The sequence below is a fragment of the Streptomyces sp. NPDC014801 genome (assembly GCF_043082085.1).
Taxonomy (GTDB): Bacteria; Actinomycetota; Actinomycetes; order Streptomycetales; family Streptomycetaceae; genus Streptomyces.
Window position 1 is genome coordinate 84,288 of the sequence record NZ_JBIBXG010000007.1, and the last position, 19,442, is coordinate 103,729.

18 protein-coding genes are annotated in these 19,442 nt (G+C 73.1%); 8 read left to right on the plus strand and 10 right to left on the minus strand.

What is annotated here, in order from left to right; translation table 11 throughout:
• Positions 1-37: 37 nt before the first annotated feature.
• The 3 genes from ACF1AL_RS17925 to ACF1AL_RS17935 are packed head-to-tail and all read left to right on the plus strand — an operon-like array spanning position 38 to position 1,712.
• Positions 38-532 carry a carboxymuconolactone decarboxylase family protein gene (locus ACF1AL_RS17925; protein ID WP_366837964.1) on the plus strand — a complete coding sequence of 165 codons (495 nt, stop codon included), beginning with the start codon at positions 38-40 and terminating at the stop codon, positions 530-532.
• A complete protein-coding gene (locus ACF1AL_RS17930) occupies positions 529-975 on the plus strand; it encodes a carboxymuconolactone decarboxylase family protein (RefSeq protein ID WP_391703908.1) in 447 nt (148 codons plus the stop codon). The genes ACF1AL_RS17925 and ACF1AL_RS17930 overlap by 4 nt, the downstream gene beginning before the upstream one ends.
• Before the next feature lie 20 nt (positions 976-995).
• Positions 996-1,712, plus strand: coding sequence for an isocitrate lyase/phosphoenolpyruvate mutase family protein (locus tag ACF1AL_RS17935; RefSeq protein WP_391821115.1), 717 nt, complete (start codon positions 996-998; stop codon positions 1,710-1,712).
• A 3-nt stretch (positions 1,713-1,715) separates the two neighbouring features.
• On the opposite strand, the gene ACF1AL_RS17940 is transcribed toward ACF1AL_RS17935, so the two are convergent.
• Genes ACF1AL_RS17940 through ACF1AL_RS17960 form a run of 5 tightly spaced genes read right to left on the minus strand, consistent with a single transcriptional unit; the run spans position 1,716 to position 8,845 of the window.
• Entirely contained in the window at positions 1,716-2,672 is a 957-nt protein-coding gene (locus ACF1AL_RS17940) for an ABC transporter substrate-binding protein (RefSeq protein ID WP_391826457.1), read from the minus strand.
• 1 nt (position 2,673) lies between these two features.
• On the minus strand, positions 2,674-4,608 hold the full coding sequence (locus ACF1AL_RS17945) for an ABC transporter permease (RefSeq protein ID WP_391826459.1): 1,935 nt from the start codon (positions 4,606-4,608) through the stop codon (positions 2,674-2,676).
• Positions 4,608-5,729 carry a glycine betaine/L-proline ABC transporter ATP-binding protein gene (locus ACF1AL_RS17950; RefSeq protein ID WP_391703917.1) on the minus strand — a complete coding sequence of 374 codons (1,122 nt, stop codon included), beginning with the start codon at positions 5,727-5,729 and terminating at the stop codon, positions 4,608-4,610. The genes ACF1AL_RS17945 and ACF1AL_RS17950 overlap by 1 nt, the downstream gene beginning before the upstream one ends.
• The gene (locus ACF1AL_RS17955) at positions 5,726-7,267 is read right to left on the minus strand and encodes a GMC family oxidoreductase (protein WP_391826461.1); all 1,542 of its coding nucleotides are present in this window, start codon (positions 7,265-7,267) and stop codon (positions 5,726-5,728) included. Before ACF1AL_RS17955 ends, ACF1AL_RS17950 begins: the two co-directional genes overlap by 4 nt.
• 51 nt (positions 7,268-7,318) lie before the next feature.
• The gene (locus ACF1AL_RS17960; protein WP_391826463.1) at positions 7,319-8,845 is read right to left on the minus strand and encodes an aldehyde dehydrogenase family protein; all 1,527 of its coding nucleotides are present in this window, start codon (positions 8,843-8,845) and stop codon (positions 7,319-7,321) included.
• A 220-nt stretch (positions 8,846-9,065) separates the two neighbouring features.
• On the opposite strand from ACF1AL_RS17960, the gene ACF1AL_RS17965 reads away from it, so the two are divergent.
• A complete protein-coding gene (locus ACF1AL_RS17965) occupies positions 9,066-9,968 on the plus strand; it encodes a GNAT family N-acetyltransferase (RefSeq protein ID WP_391826465.1) in 903 nt (300 codons plus the stop codon).
• A gap of 207 nt (positions 9,969-10,175) precedes the next feature.
• Here the strand turns inward: ACF1AL_RS17965 and ACF1AL_RS17970 are convergent, their stop codons facing one another.
• From ACF1AL_RS17970 to ACF1AL_RS17990, 5 genes are all read right to left on the minus strand, one after another.
• The gene (locus ACF1AL_RS17970; protein ID WP_391660010.1) at positions 10,176-11,165 is read right to left on the minus strand and encodes a malate dehydrogenase; all 990 of its coding nucleotides are present in this window, start codon (positions 11,163-11,165) and stop codon (positions 10,176-10,178) included.
• 347 nt (positions 11,166-11,512) lie between these two features.
• Positions 11,513-12,715 (minus strand): DUF2690 domain-containing protein, encoded by a 1,203-nt coding sequence (locus ACF1AL_RS17975; RefSeq protein WP_391821026.1) that lies wholly within the window; start codon positions 12,713-12,715, stop codon positions 11,513-11,515.
• 367 nt (positions 12,716-13,082) lie between these two features.
• Entirely contained in the window at positions 13,083-13,541 is a 459-nt protein-coding gene (locus ACF1AL_RS17980; protein ID WP_366837955.1) for a helix-turn-helix transcriptional regulator, read from the minus strand.
• A 307-nt stretch (positions 13,542-13,848) separates the two neighbouring features.
• Positions 13,849-14,313: a DUF3017 domain-containing protein gene (locus ACF1AL_RS17985; protein ID WP_366837954.1), complete on the minus strand. Its 465-nt coding sequence runs from the start codon at positions 14,311-14,313 to the stop codon at positions 13,849-13,851.
• Positions 14,303-15,157 (minus strand): bifunctional methylenetetrahydrofolate dehydrogenase/methenyltetrahydrofolate cyclohydrolase, encoded by an 855-nt coding sequence (locus ACF1AL_RS17990; RefSeq protein ID WP_366837953.1) that lies wholly within the window; start codon positions 15,155-15,157, stop codon positions 14,303-14,305. Before ACF1AL_RS17990 ends, ACF1AL_RS17985 begins: the two co-directional genes overlap by 11 nt.
• A 255-nt stretch (positions 15,158-15,412) precedes the next feature.
• On the opposite strand from ACF1AL_RS17990, the gene ACF1AL_RS17995 reads away from it, so the two are divergent.
• The 4 genes from ACF1AL_RS17995 to ACF1AL_RS18010 all read left to right on the plus strand — a co-directional run bounded on the left by ACF1AL_RS17995 (position 15,413) and on the right by ACF1AL_RS18010 (position 19,414).
• On the plus strand, positions 15,413-16,093 hold the full coding sequence (locus tag ACF1AL_RS17995) for an RDD family protein (protein ID WP_384204815.1): 681 nt from the start codon (positions 15,413-15,415) through the stop codon (positions 16,091-16,093).
• A gap of 142 nt (positions 16,094-16,235) precedes the next feature.
• Positions 16,236-16,988, plus strand: a complete 753-nt coding sequence (locus tag ACF1AL_RS18000; RefSeq protein ID WP_391826467.1) for an FHA domain-containing protein — start codon at positions 16,236-16,238, stop codon at positions 16,986-16,988.
• Entirely contained in the window at positions 16,985-18,844 is a 1,860-nt protein-coding gene (locus ACF1AL_RS18005; RefSeq protein ID WP_391826469.1) for a protein kinase, read from the plus strand. The genes ACF1AL_RS18000 and ACF1AL_RS18005 overlap by 4 nt, the downstream gene beginning before the upstream one ends.
• A 99-nt stretch (positions 18,845-18,943) precedes the next feature.
• Positions 18,944-19,414 carry a hypothetical protein gene (locus tag ACF1AL_RS18010; protein ID WP_391826471.1) on the plus strand — a complete coding sequence of 157 codons (471 nt, stop codon included), beginning with the start codon at positions 18,944-18,946 and terminating at the stop codon, positions 19,412-19,414.
• Positions 19,415-19,442 lie beyond the last annotated feature (28 nt).

Consider the following 19,442-nt stretch of genomic DNA (forward strand, 5'->3'; position numbering starts at 1 on the left):
CATACCGCTGGGCTGCCTCGCCCCTAGGGTCGAGGGCATGACCGCTGAGAACGTCGCCTACGCCGCCGAGAACCCGCCCCGCCTGAACTGGTCGCAGCACGCGCCCGAGGTGTACCAGGCCATGATCCGTCTGGACGTCGCCGCCCGGAAGGGCCTCGATCCCAAGCTCGCCGAGCTGGTGAAGATCCGCGTCTCGCAGATCAACCACTGCGCCTTCTGCCTCGACATGCACACCAAGGACGCGCTCGCCGCCGGGGAGAGCGTGGAGCGGATCATCCAGCTGAGCGCGTGGGAGGAGTCCCCGCACTTCTACACCGAGCGGGAGCTGGCGGCGCTGGAGCTGACCGAGGCGGTGACCGTGCTCACCGACGGTTTCGTGCCCGACGAGGTGTACGAGCGGGCCGCGAAGCTGTTCGAGGAGGCGGAGCTGACGCAGCTGATCGCCGCGATCACGGTGATCAACGCGTGGAACCGGTTCGGCGTGACCTGCCGGATGACCCCGGGCCACTACACGCCGGGACAGCACAAGTGACGGCGCGTACGACCCTGCTGGACGCCGGGGTGCGCGAGGCGACGCAGCGGATGGGCGCCGCCGCCAAACGGGGGCTCGGCGATCCCGCCCTCGCCGAGCTGGTCATGATCCGCGCCTCGCAGATCAACCAGTGCGCGTTCTGCCTCGACATGCATCTGACGATCGCCCGCAAGAACGGGGAGTCGGAGGAGCGGATCCAGCTGCTGAACGCCTGGCGGGAGGCCGGCGACCGGTACAGCGCCCGCGAGCGGGCGGCGCTGGAGCTGACGGAGGCGGTCACCGTGCTCACGGACGGCTTCGTTCGGGACGAGGTGTACGAGCGGGCCGCCGCGCACTTCGACGAGCGTGAACTGGCCCATCTGCTCGGCCTGATCGCCGTCATCAACACCTGGAACCGGCTGATGGTCAGCCGCCGCATCCCGCCGGGAGGCCCCGCGTGGTGACCGGGGACGGGACGCCGCACATGGTGACGAAGGCCGGGACGTTCCGTGCCCTGCACCACCGCCGCGCCCCGGGGGACCCGCTCGTGCTGCCCGGCCCGTGGGACGCGGCGAGCGCCCGGGTCTTCGCCGAGGCCGGCTTCCCCGCGCTCGCCACGCCGAGCGCCGCAGTGGCCGCCTCCCTCGGGTACGCGGACGGACGGACCCCGCCCGGGGAGATGTTCGCGGCCGTCGCCCGGATCGCGCGGGCCGTGGACGTACCGGTGTCCGCGGACGTCGAGGGCGGCTACGGGCTCGCGCCGAAGGAGCTGGTGGAACGGCTGCTGGAGGCCGGCGCCGTGGGCTGCAACCTGGAGGACTCCGCGCAGGGCCGGCTCAAGGACCCGCACGAGCACGCCGAGTTCCTCGCCGAGGTACGGGCCGCCGCCGGGGAGCGGCTCTTCCTCAACGCCCGTGTCGACACCTTCGTCCACGGCGACGGCGACCCCGAACGGGCCATCGAGCGGGCCGCGTTGTACCGGGCGGCGGGCGCGGACTGCGTGTACCCGATCCTCGCCCCCGTCGGCGTGCTGCCGCTGCTGCGGGCCGGGATCGAGGGACCGCTCAACGTGCTCGCCGGGGTGGGCGAGGGCCCCACGCCCGCCGAGCTGGGCGAGCGCGGGGCCACCCGGATCACCTTCGGGCCGGGCTGGCAGCGCCGGGCCACCCGGGCGCTGGAGGAGATCGCCAGGACGATCTGACGCTCAGGACAGCCACGCCTTCCACGTGGACGCGTGGCGGTCCACCCACTTCTTCGCCGCCTGCTCGGGCGTGAGCTTCTGCTCGGCGATCATCAAGGAGACCTCGTTCTGGTCCTCCGTCGTCCAGCGGAACTTCTTCAGGAAGGCCGCCGCCTTGCCGCCGCGGTGCGCGAAGCCGGCGTTGAGGTACTTCTGCAGCGGGGTGTGCGGGTAGGCGCAGGCGACCTTCGCCGCGTCCGCGTCGCAGCCCTCCTTGTACGGCGGCAGCTTCACCTCCGTCATCGGCACCTTCTTGAACAGCCACTGGGGGGCGTACCAGTAGGTCAGGAAGGGCTTCTTCTCCTTGGCGAACTGCTTGATCTGGGTGATCTGCGCCGCCTCGGAACCGGCGAAGACGACCTGGTAGTCCAGCTTCAGGTTGCTCACCAGCGCCTTGTCGTTGGTGACGTACGACGGGGAGCCGTCCATCAGCTGGCCCTTGCCGCCGCTCTCGGCCGTCTTGAAGAGCGAGGCGTACTTGTTCAGGTTCCGCCAGTCGGTGATGTCCGGGTGCTGCTTCGCCAGGTACGTCGGCACGAACCAGCCGATGTGACCGGTGACGCCGAGTCCGCCGGCCCGGGCGATGGTGTGCTTGTCGTCGACGTACCGCTTCTCCTGGTCGGGGTGGCCCCAGTCCTCCAGGATCGCGTCGACCCGGCCCTGGCTGAGCGCGTCCCAGGCGGGCACCTCGTCGACCTGGACGGTGTCGACGCGGTAGCCCAACTTGTGCTCCAGCAGGTACTGGGCGACGGCCACGTTGGCCTGCGCGCCCACCCAGGACTGCACGGACAGGGTGACCGTCTTCGCGCCGCGGGCGTTCGCGAACGGCGAGGCCTGCTTGGTCATGTCGGCGGCGCCGCAGCCGGTGAGCAGCAGCAGTGAGCCCGCCGCGGCGACGGCGGCTGTCGTACGGATGCGCATGTCAGGCTTCCTTCCCGGCGCGGCGGCCCGTCGGCTGCGTCACCCGGTCGAGCATCAGGCCGAGGCAGACGATGGCGAGGCCGGCGACCAGTCCGGTGGCGAGGTCGCCCTGGGCGAGACCGAAGACGACGCTGTAGCCGAGGGCGCCGCTGCCGACCAGGCCGCCGATGATGACGACGGCGAGGACGAGGACCACGCCCTGGTTGACGGCGAGCAGCAGCGCGGGCCGGGCGAGCGGCAGTTGGACCTGGCGCAGCTGCTGGCCGGGGGTGGCGCCGAGGGAGCGGGCGGACTCCAGCGCGGCCGGGTCGACCTGGCGCAGGCCCTGCGTGGTGATGCGCACGACGGCCGGCAGCGCGTACACGACGGCCGCGGCGACGGCGGGGGCGCGGCCTACGCCGAACAGGGCGACGACCGGGATCAGGTACACGAACTGCGGCATCGTCTGGAAGACGTCCAGCACCGGGCGCAGCAGCCGCTCGAAGCGGTCGCTGCGGGCGGCCGCGATGCCGGTGGCGAAGCCGACGACCAGGGTGACCGCGACGGCCGCCAGCACCTGCGACAGGGTGTCCATGGACGGCTTCCACACGCCGAGCACGCCGATCGCGGCCATGGCGAGGGTTGCGGTGAGCGCGGTGCGCCAGGTGCCGATCAGCCAGGCCAGCGCGGCCACGATCAGCAGCACCGACCACCACGGCAGCCACAGCAGTGCGGAGCGGACCGGGTCCAGCACCCAGGTGGTGAAGTGTCCGGCCCACTCGGCGGTGCCGCCGATCACGGGCACGCCGGAGTACAGGTGGGAGGTCATCCAGTCGACGACCCGGTTGACCGGCTCGGCGATGTGCACGGTCCACGCCTCCGGCCAGTCGAGGCGGCCCGCCAGCCGCCCGGCGAGCGCGACGACGGCCACGGCGGCGAGCGCGCCGGCGGCGAGCGCACGGCGCACGTGCGGCACGCCCGCGCCGGCCGCGCCGGTCACCCGGTCCAGGACGACGGCGAGCAGCACGATCGGGATGCCGGCGGCGAGGGCGGCGCCCACGTCGACGGAGGCCAGCGCCTGGTAGACGCGGTCACCGAGGCCGCCGGCGCCGATCACGGACGCGATGACGGCCATGGACAGCGCCATCATGATCGTCTGGTTGAGGCCGAGCAGGAGTTCCTTGCGGGCCAGCGGGATCCGCGCGGTCAGCAGCCGCTGGCGGGAGGTGGCGCCGAGCGAGTCGACGGCCTCCAGCACCTCCTTGTCGGCGCCGCGCAGCCCGAGCGCGGTCAGCCGGGCCATGGGCGGGGCGGCGTAGACGACGGTGGCCAGGACGGCCGCGGGGACGCCGATGCCGAAGACCAGGACGACGGGGAGCAGGTAGGCGAACGCGGGCAGCACCTGCATGGTGTCCAGCACCGGGCGCAGCACGCGGTCCAGGCGGGCCGACAGACCGGCGGCCAGGCCCAGCAGGGCGCCGACCAGGACCGACGCGAGGACGGCCACGACCATCAGGGCGAGCGTCTGCATGGTCGGCACCCACATGCCGAGCAGGCCGCAGGCGAGGAACGCCGCCGCCGTGCCGAGCGCCAGCCGGGCGCCCGCGGCCCGCCACGCGGCGAGGGTGCCGAGCGCGGTGACGCCGGCCCAGCCGAGGGCGAGGAGCAGCAGGTAGACGGCGCGTACGGAGACGACGACCGCGTCGGAGACGTAGCCGAAGAAGTAGAGGAACAGGGGGTGGCTGTCGCGGTGGTCGATGATCCAGTCGCTGACCTTGGTGAGCGGCTGGGTGAGGTCGACGGTGAGGGCGCCGGGCCAGGCGGTGCCGGGCCAGTGGCTCACCGCCAGGGGGACGAGGACGGCGGCGATCAGGGCGAGGGCGGCGAGCTTGCGGGTCGCCGGGTGTTTGAGCAGCGCCGGGGTCGTGCGGGGGCGCGTTGCGGTGAGCGTGGCCATCAGGCGCCCTCCGCCTCGGTGACCGCCGGGCCCGCTGCTACGTCGGGAAGGGTCTCAGCCGTACCGGCGACCACTCCCAGGAGGGTGTCCGCGTCGACGACTCCCAGGCAGCGGCCCTGGTCGACGACGCGGGCCGGTTCGCCCGCGCGGGCCACGGCCTCGATGGCCTCGGACACCGTGGCGTCGGGGCGGACCGCCGGGCCGCTGCCGGTCTCCTCGGCGGACGCGGGCCGCATGGCCTTGCGGACGGTCACGACCTGTTCGCGCGGGACGTCACGGACGAACTCGCGCACATAGTCGTCGGCCGGGCTGGCGACGATCTCCTCGGGCGTGCCCAGCTGGACCACGCGGCCGTCGCGCATCAGGGCGATGCGGTCGCCGAGCTTGAGGGCCTCGCTCAGGTCGTGCGTGATGAAGACCATCGTGCGGCCCTCCTCGCGGTGCAGCCGGACGACCTCCTCCTGCATGTCCCGCCGGATCAGCGGGTCCAGGGCGCTGAACGGCTCGTCGAACAGCAGCACCTCGGGGTCGACGGCGAGGGCCCGGGCGAGCCCGACCCGCTGGCGCTGGCCGCCGGAGAGCTGGCCGGGGCGGCGGTGCTCCATGCCCTCCAGGCCGACCTTGGCGACGACCTCGGCGGCCCGCTCGCGCCGCTCCGACCGGCCGAGACCCTGGATCTCCAGGCCGTACGCCACGTTGTCGAGGACCGTGCGGTGCGGGAGCAGGCCGAAGTGCTGGAAGACCATCGCGGCGCGGTGCCGGCGCAGGGCGCGCAGCCGGGAGCGGTCCATGGCGCGGACGTCCTCGCCGTCGATGGCGATGGTCCCGGCGGTCGGCTCGATGAGCCGGGTCAGGCAGCGCACGAGGGTGGACTTGCCGGAGCCGGACAGGCCCATGACGACGAAGACCTCGCCCTTGCGCACGTCGAAGGAGACGTCCCGAACGGCGGCCGTGCAGCCGGTGCGCCGGCGCAGTTCGGCGGCGTCGAGCGCGGTCAGTTCGGGGTCGCCGGGGATCCGGTCGGCCTTGGGGCCGAAGACCTTCCACAGGCCGTCGACGGAGAAGACGGGCGCGTCGGAGGCGGTGGTGGGCGGCTTGCGGGTGGGGACGGTCATGGTCATCGCACCTCACCCCCGATCAGGTCGGCGGCCTTCTCCCCGACCATGAGCACCCCGATCATCGGGTTGACGGCCGTCATGGTCGGGAAGACGGACGCGTCGGCGATACGGATGCCGTCCAGGCCGCGCAGTCTCAGTTCCGGGTCTACGACGGCGAGTTCGTCGTCGGCGGCGCCCATCTTGCAGGTGCCGGCCGGGTGGTAGACGGTGTGCGCGACCTTGCGCGCGTACTCGCTCAGCTCCTCGTCGGAGGTGATGTCCGGGCCGGGGCACACCTCGCGCTTGAGCCAGCCGGCCAGCGGCTCGGTCGCGGCGATCTCGCGGGCGATGCGGATGCCGTCGACGAGGGTGCGGGCGTCGTAGTCGTCCTCGTCGGTGAAGTAGCGGAAGTCCAGGGCGGGCTTCTGTGCCGGGTCGGCGCTCTTCAGGTACAGCCGGCCGCGCGACCTCGGCTTGGGGATGTTCGGGGTCATCGACACCCCGAACTCGGGCCGCTCGTAGCCCAGTCGCTCCGGGTTGTCGGTGAAGGGGATCTGGTAGAAGTGGAACATCAGGTCGGGGCCGGGGCTTCGCGGGTCGCGGCGGACGAACAGGCCGGCGTCGGAGTCCATCGCCGAGTTCTCCGGGATGGGCCCGTTCGTCTCCCAGACGATGACCGACTCGGGGTGGTCGAGCAGGTTCTCGCCGACACCCGGCAGGTCCTGGACGACGGGGATGCCGAGCGCCTCGAGGTCCTTGCGGGGGCCGATGCCGGAGTGCAGCAGCAGCCGCGGGGAGTCCACGGCGCCCGCGCACAGCACGACCTCGCCGCGGGCCCGGATCAGCAGCTCCTCGCCGTCCTTGGTGCGCACGTGCACGCCCTCGACCCGGCCGTCGGTGATCCGCAGCCTGTACGCCCAGGTCTCCAGCAGGATCGTCAGGTTGGGCCGGGAGTCCATCACGGGGTGGAGGTACGCCACCGACGCCGAGGAGCGCTTGTTGGTCTCCGGGTGGTAGGCGAGGTCGAAGAAGCCGGCGCCCTCGGTGAACGGCTTGCGGTTGAAGCCCTCGACGCGGGGTACCCCGAGCGCCGACTGTGCGGCGTCGACGAAGTCGCGGGCGATGGCGTTGCGGTCCTTCTCGTCGACGGAGACGATGTTGTTCAGCAGCCGCGCGTAGTACGCCTCCATGGGCACCGCGCCCCAGCCCTTGGCGCCGGCCGCCTCCCACTCGTCCCAGTCGGAGGGCAGCGGCTTGAAGGAGATCAGGGTGTTGTGCGAGGAGCAGCCGCCGAGCACGCGGGCGCGGCTGTGCCGGATGTGGGAGTTGCCGCGGGGCTGCTCCACCGTCGGGTAGTCGTAGTCGAGTTCGCCGCCGAGCAGGCCCATCCAGCGGCGCAGGGTGAGGACGTCGTCGCGGCCGACGTCGCTGGGGCCGCCCTCGATGACGGCGACGGTGGTGTCGGGGTTCTCCGTCAGCCGGGAGGCGATGACGGACCCGGCGGTGCCGCCGCCGATGACGACATGGTCGTAGACGTGTTCGCGGGGGGTGTTCTCGGGCATGGGGGGACTACTCCAGGGTGACTCTGGTGAGGGGGGAGGTCTGGGGAGGGCTCAGCCGGCGAACCAGCGCACGGGCCGCGGGGCGAGGTTCTCGTAGACGTGCTTGGTCTCGCGGTACTCGGCGAGTCCGGCGGGGCCGAGTTCGCGGCCCACGCCGCTCTTGCCGAAGCCGCCCCATTCCGCCTGGGGCAGGTAGGGGTGGAAGTCGTTGATCCACACGGTGCCGTGGCGCAGTCGGGCCGCGACCCGGCGGGCGCGGGCGGTGTCGCCGCTCCACACGGCGCCGGCCAGGCCGTACTCGGTGTCGTTGGCCAGGGCGACCGCCTCGTCCTCGGTGCGGAAGGTCTCGACGGTGAGGACCGGGCCGAAGACCTCCTCGCGCACGACGCGCATCTCGCGGTGGCAGGCGTCGAGGACGGTCGGCTCGTAGAACCAGCCCGACTCCGGGCGTACGTCGGAGGGTTCGGGGCGCTTGCCGCCGCAGCGCAGCACGGCGCCCTCCTGAAGGGCGGAGGCGACGTAGGCCTCGACCTTGGCGCGGTGCTGCTCGGAGACGAGGGGGCCGCACTCGACGCCGTCGGCGGTGCCGCGGCCGAGGCGGATCTTCTGGGCGCGGCGGGCGAGTTCGGCGACGAAGCGTTCCCGGACGGACTCCTCGACGATGAGCCGGGCGCCGGCCGAGCAGACCTGGCCGCTGTGGATGAAGGCGGCGTTCAGGGCCTGGTCGACGGCGGTGTCGAAGCCGTCGTCGGTGGCGCAGGCGTCGGCGAAGACGACGTTGGGGTTCTTGCCGCCGAGTTCGAGGGCGACCTTCTTCACGCCGGGTGCGGCGGCCTGGGCGACCTTGGTGCCGCTGGCCAGGCCACCGGTGAAGGAGACCAGGTCGACGTCGGGGTGCTCGGCGAGGCGGGCGCCGACGGTGTGGCCGGGGCCGGTGACGAGGTTGGCGACACCGGCCGGAAGCCCCGCCTCCCCGAGCAGGTCCATGAGGGCGATCGTGGTCATCGGGGTGATCTCGCTGGGCTTGATCACGAAGGTGTTGCCGGCCGCGAGGGCGGGCGCGATCTTCCAACTGGCCTGGAGCAGCGGGTAGTTCCAGGGGGTGATCAGCGCGCACACGCCGACCGGCTCGTGCACGACGACGCTGTGCACGTCGGGGGTGCCCGCGTCGACGACCCGGCCGGGCGCCTCGGCGGCGGCCAGGTCGGCGAAGTAGCGGAAGGCGTCGGCGACGCAGTCGACGTCGACCCGGCCCTCCTCGACGGTCTTGCCGGCGTCCCGGCTCTCCAGCAGGCCGATCGCCTCGCGGTCGCGCACCAGCAGGTCGGCGACGCGGCGCAGCACGGCGGCGCGCTCGGCGACCGGGGTGCGCGGCCAGGCGCCCTGTCCGCCGGCGAAGGCCTCGTGGGCGGCGGCGACGGCGAGGTCGGCGTCCTTCTCGTCGCCCTCGCTGACCACGGCGAACGGCCGGCCGTCCGCGGGGTCGAGGATCTCGCGCGTGGCTCCGGAGACGGAGCCTTGCCACTCCCCTCCCACGTAATGGGTCCGCCCCGCGTTCTGCTGTATGTGGTCCGCCATGATCGGTACTTGCCTTCCGTTCCTGTTCGGTGCCCGTGGGTCACAACCGCGTCCCCCACGGGGACCGTGAGCGCATGCCCGTACCCCTGAACGCCATGCGGAATCCGGGGCCGAAAGTGCGCTGCGTCACGGAAATCGGGGATAAAGAGGCGCATACCGGACAGGAACGATCTCTGATCAGCCCGGGACATCCGACGGTTCTTTGACTAGAGTCAAAGACATGCATCCGGTGTCCCCCCAGCACGTCTCGGCCCTGCGCCGGTTCAACCGGGCCTACACCCGGCGGATCGGGGCCCTGGACGACCACTACCTCGGACAGGACCGCCCGCTCGGGCAGGCCCGCCTGCTGTTCGAGATCGGCGAGGCGGGGACCGGTGTCCCGCTGCGGGAGCTGCGGGCGCGGCTCGGTCTGGACGCCGGCTATCTCAGCCGGATGGTCAAGGCACTCCAGGCCCAGGGACTGGTGCGGCTGCGCGCCCACCCGGACGACAGCCGGGTGCGCACGGTCGAGCTGACCGCGGCCGGCCGCGTGGAGATCAAGGAGCAGAACCGCCGCGCCGACGCCCTGGCGACCGGTCTGCTGGACGGACTGACGGCCGAGCAGCGCGACCGGCTCACCGAGGCCCTCGGCACCGCGCACCGCCTGCTGCGGCTGGCCGCGCTCACCGTGGAGCACGTCGACGGCGCCTCCCCGGACGCCCGGGCGTGCCTGGCCGCCTACGCCGCCGACCTCGACGCCCGCTTCCCGGAGGGCTTCGACGCCTCGGACCTGGTCACGCCCGAGGAGGTGTCCGGGGACGCGGGCGCGTTCTTCGTGGCCTACGAAGAGGGGCGGCCCGTCGGCTGCGGGGCGCTGCGCCGCCTGGAGCCGGGCGTTGCGGAGGTCAAGCACGTGTGGGTGCATCCGGACGCCCGCCGCCTGGGACTCGCCCGCCGGCTGCTGCACGCCCTGGAGAACGAGGCGCTGCGGCGCGGCCTCACCGTCGTACGCCTCGACACGCACTCCGTGCTCACCGAGGCGCAGGCGATGTACCGGGGATGCGGCTACCGGGAGATCCCGGCGTACTCGGAGCACGTCTACGCCGGGCACTGGTTCGAGAAACGGCTGGCGGACCAGGGCTGAGCACACGACGAGGCCCGCCCCGCGTCATGCGGGACGGGCCTCGTGTTACGGAGCGCCGGGCAGGCCTTGCACCTGCATCTCCCCGCAGGAAGCGGGGCGTCTTTCCTTGGACCACCAACGCACAGCCTGGCGCCGGAAGTTCCGGCGGCCGGTGTGTGATCAACTGTAGCGCACCGGCCGCCGAAGATCCACTCGGGCGCGCAGGGCTCAGATCAGGCCGAGACCACGGACCGCCTCGCGCTCCTCCACCAGCTCCTGGACGGAGGCGTCGATGCGGGCGCGGGAGAACTCGTTGATCTCCAGGCCCTGGACGATCTCGTACTTGCCGTCCTTGCAGGTGACCGGGAAGGAGGAGATCAGGCCCTCGGGGACGCCGTAGGAGCCGTCCGACGGGATGCCCATGGAGACCCAGTCGCCCTCGGCGGTGCCGTTGACCCAGGAGTAGACGTGGTCGATGGCGGCGTTGGCGGCGGAGGCGGCCGACGAGGCGCCACGGGCCTCGATGATCGCGGCGCCGCGCTTGGCGACGGTCGGGATGAAGTCCTCGGCCAGCCACTTCTCGTCGTTGACGACCTCGGCGGCGTTCTTGCCGGCGACCGTGGCGTGGAAGATGTCCGGGTACTGGGTGGCGGAGTGGTTGCCCCAGATGGTCAGGCGCTTGATGTCGGCGACCGTGGAGCCGGTCTTCTTCGCGAGCTGGGTCAGCGCGCGGTTGTGGTCCAGCCGGGTCATCGCGGTGAAGCGCTCGGCCGGTACGTCCGGCGCGGCGGCCTGGGCGATGAGGGCGTTGGTGTTGGCCGGGTTGCCGACGACGAGGACCTTGACGTCGTCCGCGGCGTGGTCGTTGATGGCCTTGCCCTGCGGCTTGAAGATGCCGCCGTTGGCCTCGAGCAGGTCGCCGCGCTCCATGCCCTTGGTGCGGGGGCGGGCGCCGACCAGCAGGGCGACGTTGGTGCCGTCGAACGCGACGTTCGGGTCGTCGGTGATGTCGATGCCCTGCAGCAGCGGGAACGCGCAGTCGTCCAGCTCCATGGCGGTGCCCTCGGCGGCCTTCAGCGCCGGGGTGATCTCCAGCAGACGGAGCTTGACCGGCACGTCCGCGCCGAGCAGCTGGCCGGAGGCGATGCGGAAGAGCAGGGCGTAACCGATCTGGCCGGCCGCGCCGGTGACGGTGACGTTCACGGGAGTGCGGGTCATGGCGTTCTCCGTATGACAGCTGGCGGTGGGGCGTCCCTGCCCCGGGTGGATGATCGATCTCTTGGCGTCAAGAGAGATCCAGCGGTCAGGCTATCGCGCATCCGGCATCCCGGACGGCCGGGGCCCTGTGGCCCACCCCACAGAGTGGCACATCCGAGGACAAATGCATGCCGAGACAAGGGGGCGGCCGCGGGCCCGGGAGAGGAGGGACCTGCGGCCGCCTGGCGGGGGTACCGTTGCCGGACTCCCGTGGGGGGATACCGTTCGCGTGCCCACCGCAGCCGAAGCCATGCGCGCCCACGCCGATTTCCCCCCTTCCTTCACGCCCTCCCGGACCTCTGCACGCCCTACCGCGTGCAGCCCGTGCGGCCGGAGGTGAGGGTCGCGCAGGCTGTGGCCTCGGCGGCGTTCTTGACGGCCACCATCGGGGTGTACGCGATGGTGTCCCCGGTCGCCGTGATCGACCCGTTCTGCTGTGCCGCGCCGGCGCTGATCCGGACGGAGTCGCCCTGCGTCGCGCCGGTGATCCGGCCCCAGGCCGCGCCGCAGGTCTTGCTGTAGCGGACCTCGACGACGGTGGTCCCGACGGTGACGGTCCGGGCGGTGGTCACCAGGTTGCCGCTGCACCCCATGGCCTCGGCGTCCTTGCCGGTGCAGCTCGCGCCGCTGCACTTGACGCCGGGCGGGAGGTTCGCCGGGGCGGTCGCGGTCGGCGAGGGGGAGGCCTTGCCGCCCTCGTTCTTCGTGCCGTCGCCGCGCTCGGTGAAGAAGAAGACCGCCGCCGTCACGACGAGCACGCCGACCAGCCCCGCGAGGAACATCGTCAGCCGGCGCTTCCCGGCACCGCTCGCGGGCGGCGGCGGACCCTGGGGCGACGCGACCGGCGGCCGTCCCGCGCCCCGGTCGGTCAGGGGCGCGGCGGGCGTGCCGGCGCCGGGGCGGCCGCTCGCGGGGGACGGTCCGCGGTAACCGGCCACGCCCCAGGAGTTGCGGGACTCGCGGTCGCGGACGTCGGCGTCGGAGGCGCTGGGCTGCGGCGGCACCGAGGAGGAGGGGGCGGGTCCGGCGCCCGGCGGCACCGAGGAGGAGGCGGGTCCGGCGCCCGGCGGCACCGTCGGGGACACCCCCGACGGGCCGGCGACCGGGGTGGCCGTGGCGCTGCCGCCCTTGCGGCCCGCCCGGCCGCCGCCGTCGCCGCCCTCGGCGCCGGCGAGGTCGCCGAGCGCGGCGCGCGCCTGCGAGATGCGGATGGCCTCCATGGTCATGTCGTGGCGCATCTCCGAACGGCTCCAGGCGCGTTCGGCGAGCTCCCACAGGGTGGTCAGGTGCACCGGATGCGTCCCGGTGACCTCGGCCAGCGCGACGATCGCGCCCTTGGGGGCGAGCAGCCGGCCGCCCAGGTAACGCTCCCAGGACGTCTTGCTGTAGCCGGTGCGGTCGGCCAGCGCGGCGATGCTCAGGCCGCTGCGGTCCACCAGTCGCCGCAGTTGCTCGGTGAACTCCTTGATCTGCGGATCCAGTTCGTCCGGCAACGCTTTCCAGCGAGGCATTGCCTCCCCCTCTTCCCCCCGTAGTCGTGCTTGGTCGTTCCCCCGCGCGTCGCGGCCCGTGGGCCCCGTTCTGGCTACCCACAGGGATGCGCCCGCCAAGGATCTCAGTTCCCCGGGCGGGGGCGCACGGGAGCGTGCGGGTCGCGGGGCGTGCACCGTCGCACGCCCTGTCACGCACCGTCCGGCGGGACGGCCCGGAACGGCCCGGGACGGCCCGGCGCTCCCGGGGCGTCCCGAGCGGCCACGTTAGCCCCGCGCCGCGGCCCCTCCGGTGGCTGTTCCTGAACTTGTCCCTACATCGACACAACGCGGACACGGGCGTGACCTCGTGCGCCTCAGAGGTGTACGGCTGCCCCGCCGCTCACGCTCACACGGCGAGGAGAACGCCTACGACGACGGTGAGCAGCAGGGCGCACAGCAGCAGGACGGCGACGAGCAGCAGCCGCCCGCCGGTCCGGGGCGGCGGGGGCTCCTCCGGCCGTTCCCACCACGGGACGGTCGGGTCGTCGGTGTACGGCTCGGCGTCCTCCTCGGGGGCGGCCGGCTCGGGGCGCGGCCAGGCCTCGACGGCCACCTCGTGCCGTACCGCGATCCGTTCCGCGTCCTGCTCGGACAGCCCGGCGACCCGGCACAGCGCGGTCACGGCCTGCCGCGGCGGCGGCTGTACGGCGTTGAGGTAACGCTGCCAGGAGGACTTGCTGTAGGCGGTGCGGGCGCCCAGGGCGGCCAGGCTGAGCCCGGTGCCGTCCTTGAGGTCCCTGAGCTGCGCCACGAAGTTCCGCACCTCCGGCGGCAGCCCGTCCGGCAGCGGCCGCCAGCCGCCCATCGCCCACCTCCGCGCACAGGGTCGTCGTCCTTACCCGCTCGGATCGGGTGACGACACCTGACGCGGAATCGGTTCCGCGGATGTGGCAGGTCCAGGACACCGTAGCGGAATGGTCACTTCCGTGGCACAGCGCGCCGACAGCCGTTGAACAGCCCGTGCCCGGTGCGAAAACGTTGATCCCGACGGCGGCCCGTCCTTACTCGGGGGAGAGGATGGGCCGCCGGAGCCTTCGGCGGGTCGGCGCGGGACCGGCGGGCGCGTAGGCCCAGTGGACGCGGAGGCCCCGTGGGCGCCATGACCCGGTGGGTCAGTTGCTCACCGTGAAGTGGAGGGTGTCCTTCAAAAACGGGATCTCCAGCCAGGGGCGGGGCTGGGCCATCAGGGCGAGGAGCACGATGGCCAGGCCCAGCGCGCCGTACGTGGCGATGTCCGTGAAGCGGGAGCGGACCGCGAGCATGCCGACGCTCGGCAGGATCCAGCGCAGCACCGCCCCGCCGAGCAGCGCGGCACCGATCAGCAGCGTGCCGACGCGGAACGCGTCCAGCGCCGTGACCAGCAGACCCAGCGCGACCACGCCGAGCACCGCCAGCATCGGCCACTGCCGGGCCGGCGCCGGGGCGTCGCCGCCCGCGGCCCGGCCGCCGCCCTCGGGCCGCGCGGTGTCCCGCGTGAACAGCGGGAAGCGGCGCGTCACCCGCCGCGGGCGCCCCTCGGCGTCCGGTGCGCTGACCGCGTCCCGTACCTGGAGGTCGTCCCCGTCCTCAGCCGACACTGCGCTCCGCCGCCTCGACCACGTTGACGAGCAGCTGCGCGCGGGTCATCGGGCCGACCCCGCCGGGGTTCGGGGAGATCCAGCCGGCCACCTCGGCCACGCCGGGGTGGACGTCGCCGACGATCCTGCCCTCGGCGTTGCGGGAGACACCGACGTCGAGGACGGCCGCGCCCGGCTTGACGTCCTCGGGCCGGATCAGGTGCGCGGAGCCGGCCGCGGCGATCACGATGTCGGCCCGCTTGAGGTGGGCGGACAGGTCGCGGGTGCCGGTGTGGCACTGGGTCACGGTGGCGTTCTCGCTGCGCCGGGTCAGCAGCAGCGGCATCGGCCGGCCGATGGTGACACCGCGGCCGACGACCACGACCTCGGCACCCTTCAGTTCGACGCCGTAGCGGCGCAGCAGGGTGAGGATGCCGTTGGGCGTGCAGGGCAGCGGGGCCGGCTCGTTCAGCACGAGACGGCCGAGGTTCATCGGGTGCAGGCCGTCGGCGTCCTTGGCCGGGTCCATCAGCTCCAGGATGCGGTTCTCGTCGATGCCCTTGGGCAGCGGGAGCTGCACGATGTAACCGGTGCAGGTGGGGTCGTCGTTGAGCTCGCGCACGACCGCCTCGATCTCCTCCTGCGAGGCGGTGGCGGGCAGTTCGCGCTGGATGGAGGCGATACCGACCTCCGCGCAGTCGCGGTGCTTGCCGGCGACGTACTTGCGGGAGCCGGGGTCGTCCCCGACGAGGACGGTGCCGAGACCGGGCGTGACGCCCTTCTCCTTCAGGGCCGCCACGCGGGCGGTCAGATCGGACTTGATCGCGGCTGCGGTGGCCTTGCCATCGAGAATCTGGGCGGTCATGCCCCCATCCTCCCGGATGACCGGCCCCCGGTTCCAATCCGGGTGCGGACGCCGCCGCCGGCCGGTGTCCGACCTTGATCGATGATGTTGCACTTGCACAACACCTGCGGCGTTCGGCTGGACAAGTTCTCGTCTGTCCCACGACGATGAGCCACGCACCATCGCGGTCCGGTTCGGGGGGAAAACCGCTCAAGATCTGACGTTCCTCCGCGGCGTCCGCGTCGTCCCCGCTTTGCGCAACGGAGGAAACCAGCCATGAGTTTCGGCTCGCCCAACAACCCGTACGGTCAGCCGCAGAACCCCCAGCCCGGCTACGGCCACCCGCAGCAGCAGCCCGGTTACGGCTACCCCCAGGCGCCGCAGGGCGTCCCGCCGCAGCAGGGCTACGGCTACCCGCAGCAGCCCGGCTACCCGGGCGGGCCGGCGGGCTACCCCGGCGGGCCGGCCGCTCCGCGCCTCGCCTCCATGGGCCGCCGCTTCGGCGCCCGCGTGATCGACGCCGTGGTCTTCGGTGTGGTGTACGGCATCCTCGCGGCGGCCGGTGTCGCCAGCTTCATGAACCAGGCCAAGGACTGCGACCCGTCGGCGGCCGACTACGAGACCTGCCTCAACAACGCCAGCTCGAACATGGCCTCCGGGGTCTTCGCGGCCATCGGCGTCCTCGCCGTCATCGGTCTGGTCTACGAGTGGCTGCTGACCGGTCTGCTCGGCGCGACCCTCGGCAAGCTGGCCGTCGGCATCCGTGTCGTGAAGGTGGAGGACGGCCAGAAGCCGGGCCTCGGCAAGTCGTTCATCCGCTGGATCATCCCGGTCGTCGGCAGCGTCGCCTGCGGTATCGGTCAGCTGCTGGTCTACCTGTCCCCGTTCTGGGACAAGTCCGGCCGCCAGCAGGGCTGGCACGACAAGGCCGCCTCCACGATGGTCGTCCAGAACTGACGCGTCCGCCGTACGCGCCGCGCGCCGTCACGTTCGCGCCAATCCCGTCCCAGGGCCGTGTCTCACCCGTTCGAGGGGGACACGGCCCTGGTGCGTTCGCCCTACTCTGGCAGCCGAGCTGTCAGGCACGGGGAGACGCACCTTGTACAGCATCATCGTGGTACCTCCGCCGACCACGGAGGACGAGCGAAGCACCACCCGGCAGATCCGCCTCGCCCCCGGCGAGCGGCTGACCTTCGGCAGATCCGCCTCCGTCAACCGCCTGCGCATCCCGCACGAGGGGGTCTCGCGCAGAGCCGGTGAGATCGCCGCGCAGGGCGCCTTCTGGATACTGAGCAACCTCAGCCGGGACCAGACGTACGTCGTGGAGAACCCGGAGGGCGCCGGCGAGCACGTGAAGGTCGGGCCGGGCCGGCTGGACGCGCCGATCCCGTTCGAGTTCGCGCGGATCGTGCTGCCCGCGGCCGGCGACCTGCTGCCGCTGCAGGTGTGGGCGCCGCGCCACGACTATCTCCATCCCGACGGCGACGGCGACGGCGACACCACCGCGCCCGCCTTCTCCCTGGACCGCACCAAACGCTACTTCGCGGTCCTGGCCGCGCTGTGCGAGCCGCGGCTGCGCGGCGCCCCGCACGCCCCGCTGCCCACCGTCGACCAGGTGGTGGAGCGGCTGCGCCCCGCCTGGCCGGCGGCCTCCCGCACCAGCGTGCAGTGGAACATCGACTACCTCGCGGTGAAGCTGCGCCTCAAGCCCGGCCCGGACACCGCCGACACCGGGCCCCGGCTGAACGGCAAGAAGGAGTCCCTGGTCTCGCTGGCGCTGCGCTTCGACCTGGTCCGTGAGGACGACCTCGTCGTCCTCGCCGCGGGCGCGCCCAGCGGATCACCCCGGTGAGGGAGAACGGCGAGGCGTTCGCCGTACCGGTGCCGACGGGGTACCGGGTCGGGGTGTGGGAGGTCCGGGCGCCGCTCGCCACGGGCGCCTTCGGCAGCGTCTACGAGGCCCGGCGCACCGGCGCCCCGCAGGACCCGGCCCCGCCCCGCCCGGCGGCGGAAGCGGACGGGACGACGGATCCGGACGCGGCGGATCCGGCAGCCGATCCGGGCACGGCTGATCCGGCAGCAGATCCGGACCCGGCGCATCCGGCAGCAGGTCCGTGCACGGCTGATCCGGCATCGGATCCGGGGGTGGGGACGGATCCGGGCACGAGGACGGCTCCGGACGCGGCGGCCCCGGTCCGCTCCGGCTCAGCGGCGGCTCCGGCCCGTCACCGCCCGGCGGCGGACCCCGGACTGCCGCGCACCGCGGCGCTGAAGTTCCTGCCGACCGGCACCAGTACCCCGCGCCGTCTGTCCCATCTGCGGGACCTCGTCGACCGCGAGGTCGCGCTGCACCGCAGGCTGCGCCACCCGCGGCTGATCCGCCTGTACGAGACGCTCGTCGTCGACGACCCGGGCCGGCCGGAGCTGGACGGGGCGACCGTGCTGGTGCTGGAGAAGGCCGAGGGCTCCCTGTCCGCGCTGCTCGCCGCCTCCCCGCGCCCTGCGGCCGGGCCCGTGCTGCTCGCGCAGATCTGCGAGGGACTGCACCAGCTGCACACCGCGGGCTGGGTGCACGGCGACCTGAAACCGGCCAACGTGCTGCTGATGAAGGACGGCACGGTCCGCCTCGCCGACTTCAACATGGCCGCCGAACTGGAAGGCACCCACGCCTACACACCGGCCTTCTCCACCCCCGACTACACCCCGCCCGAGCTGCTGTGGACGGAGATCGGCGAACGCGGCCGCCGCATCCGCCCGTCCGCCGACGTCTGGGCCTTCGGCGTCCTCGCCCACCTCGTCCTCACCGACTCCTTCCCGCTGCCCGGCGGCACCCCGACCGCGCGCCGCGACGCCGCCGTCGCCTACGCCCGCGGCACGGACGCGTTACGTCTGGCACCCGAACTGCCCGACGTCTGGCGGGACATCGTGCGGGACTGCCTGGCCCGCACGCACGCCGAGCGCGTCGGCGGCGAGGAGCTGCTGCGCCGCGTCCAGGCTGCCGCCGGCACGGGAGGGCGGCCCGGCCCACTCCCCCGGCTGCGGCGGCCGTACCGCCGCTCCGGCCGCTTCCGCCGCTCCCGCCGTACGACGGTCACCGCGGCGGTCGCGGCCACGCTGGCCGCCGCCGCGCTCGGGTACGGCATCAGCGACCGGGCGGGCGGTTCCGGCGACGGCAAGGGCCCGGCCGCGGTCACGCCCGCCACGTACGGCGCCGCCGAACTCGCCACGGACAAGGGGGTGCCCGTCGCCTACCGGCGCCTCATCGTCGACGCCGCGCACGACTGCGTCCAGCCGGAGGTCACCCCCGCGCTGATCGCCGCGATGCTGAAGGCGGAGAGCGACTTCGACCCCGATCTGTCCGATCCTTCGGCCGGGCGGGAGGGCGAGTACGGCATCGCCCGCTGGACGCCGAGCCTGCTGCGCTGGTGGATCCGCCCCGACGGCGTGCCCGCCACGGCGACCCCCAGGCCACCCTTCTCCCCCGCCCAGTCGATCCCCGCCATGGGCCGCTACCTCTGCTATCTGGAACCGCTGCTCGACGCCACCGGCCTGCACGGCGACCGGCGGGTGCTGCTCGCCGCCGCCTACCGGACGTCGTACAAGAAGGTGAACGCGGCGGGCGGCGTGCCCTCGAAGAACCGCGCCTACGCCGACCGTGTCGCGCACTACCTCAAGGAGTACACGCCACCCGCCGAGCGGTCACCCTGAGAGGTCCGAGGTACCGGCCGGCGGCGGCCGCTGCGACGGTGGGACCACTCCGCCACCGGCGGAGCGACCGGCACCGCTCGTCACTCAGGGGGAACGCACGTGAACATCGTCAAGCCGGCCGTGCTGCTGCTCGCGGCCACCGCACTCGTCGCCGGCGGCACGGCCGCCGCCACCGCCGCCGACCCCGGCGGCACCCGGGTCACCTCGCTCCGGCAGACCGCCGACCAGATCCTCACCGGGCACCCCGAGCCGCTGAAGGTCACCGCCGACCAGGTCCGCTACGACGGCCTCACCGTCACCGCCGCGCCGCGGGGCGGGGCCGCCCTCAAGGACCTGGCCTGCGACTACGGCCACCTGTGCATGGTGGTCAGGGGCACCAAGTTCGACTTCTACAAGTGCCAGACCTGGAACGTCACCAACTGGACCGGTGACGGCCCGTTCACCAACAACCAGACCCCGGGCACGGTCGCCCGGTTCTTCAACCAGGACGGCAGCGTCCGCTGGACCTCGACGGCCTACGAGGCGGGCACCGCCACCTGGGACCCGATCTGGTCGCTGCGCCCCTGCTGACCCCACGGCGGCGGACGGCCTCCGGTCC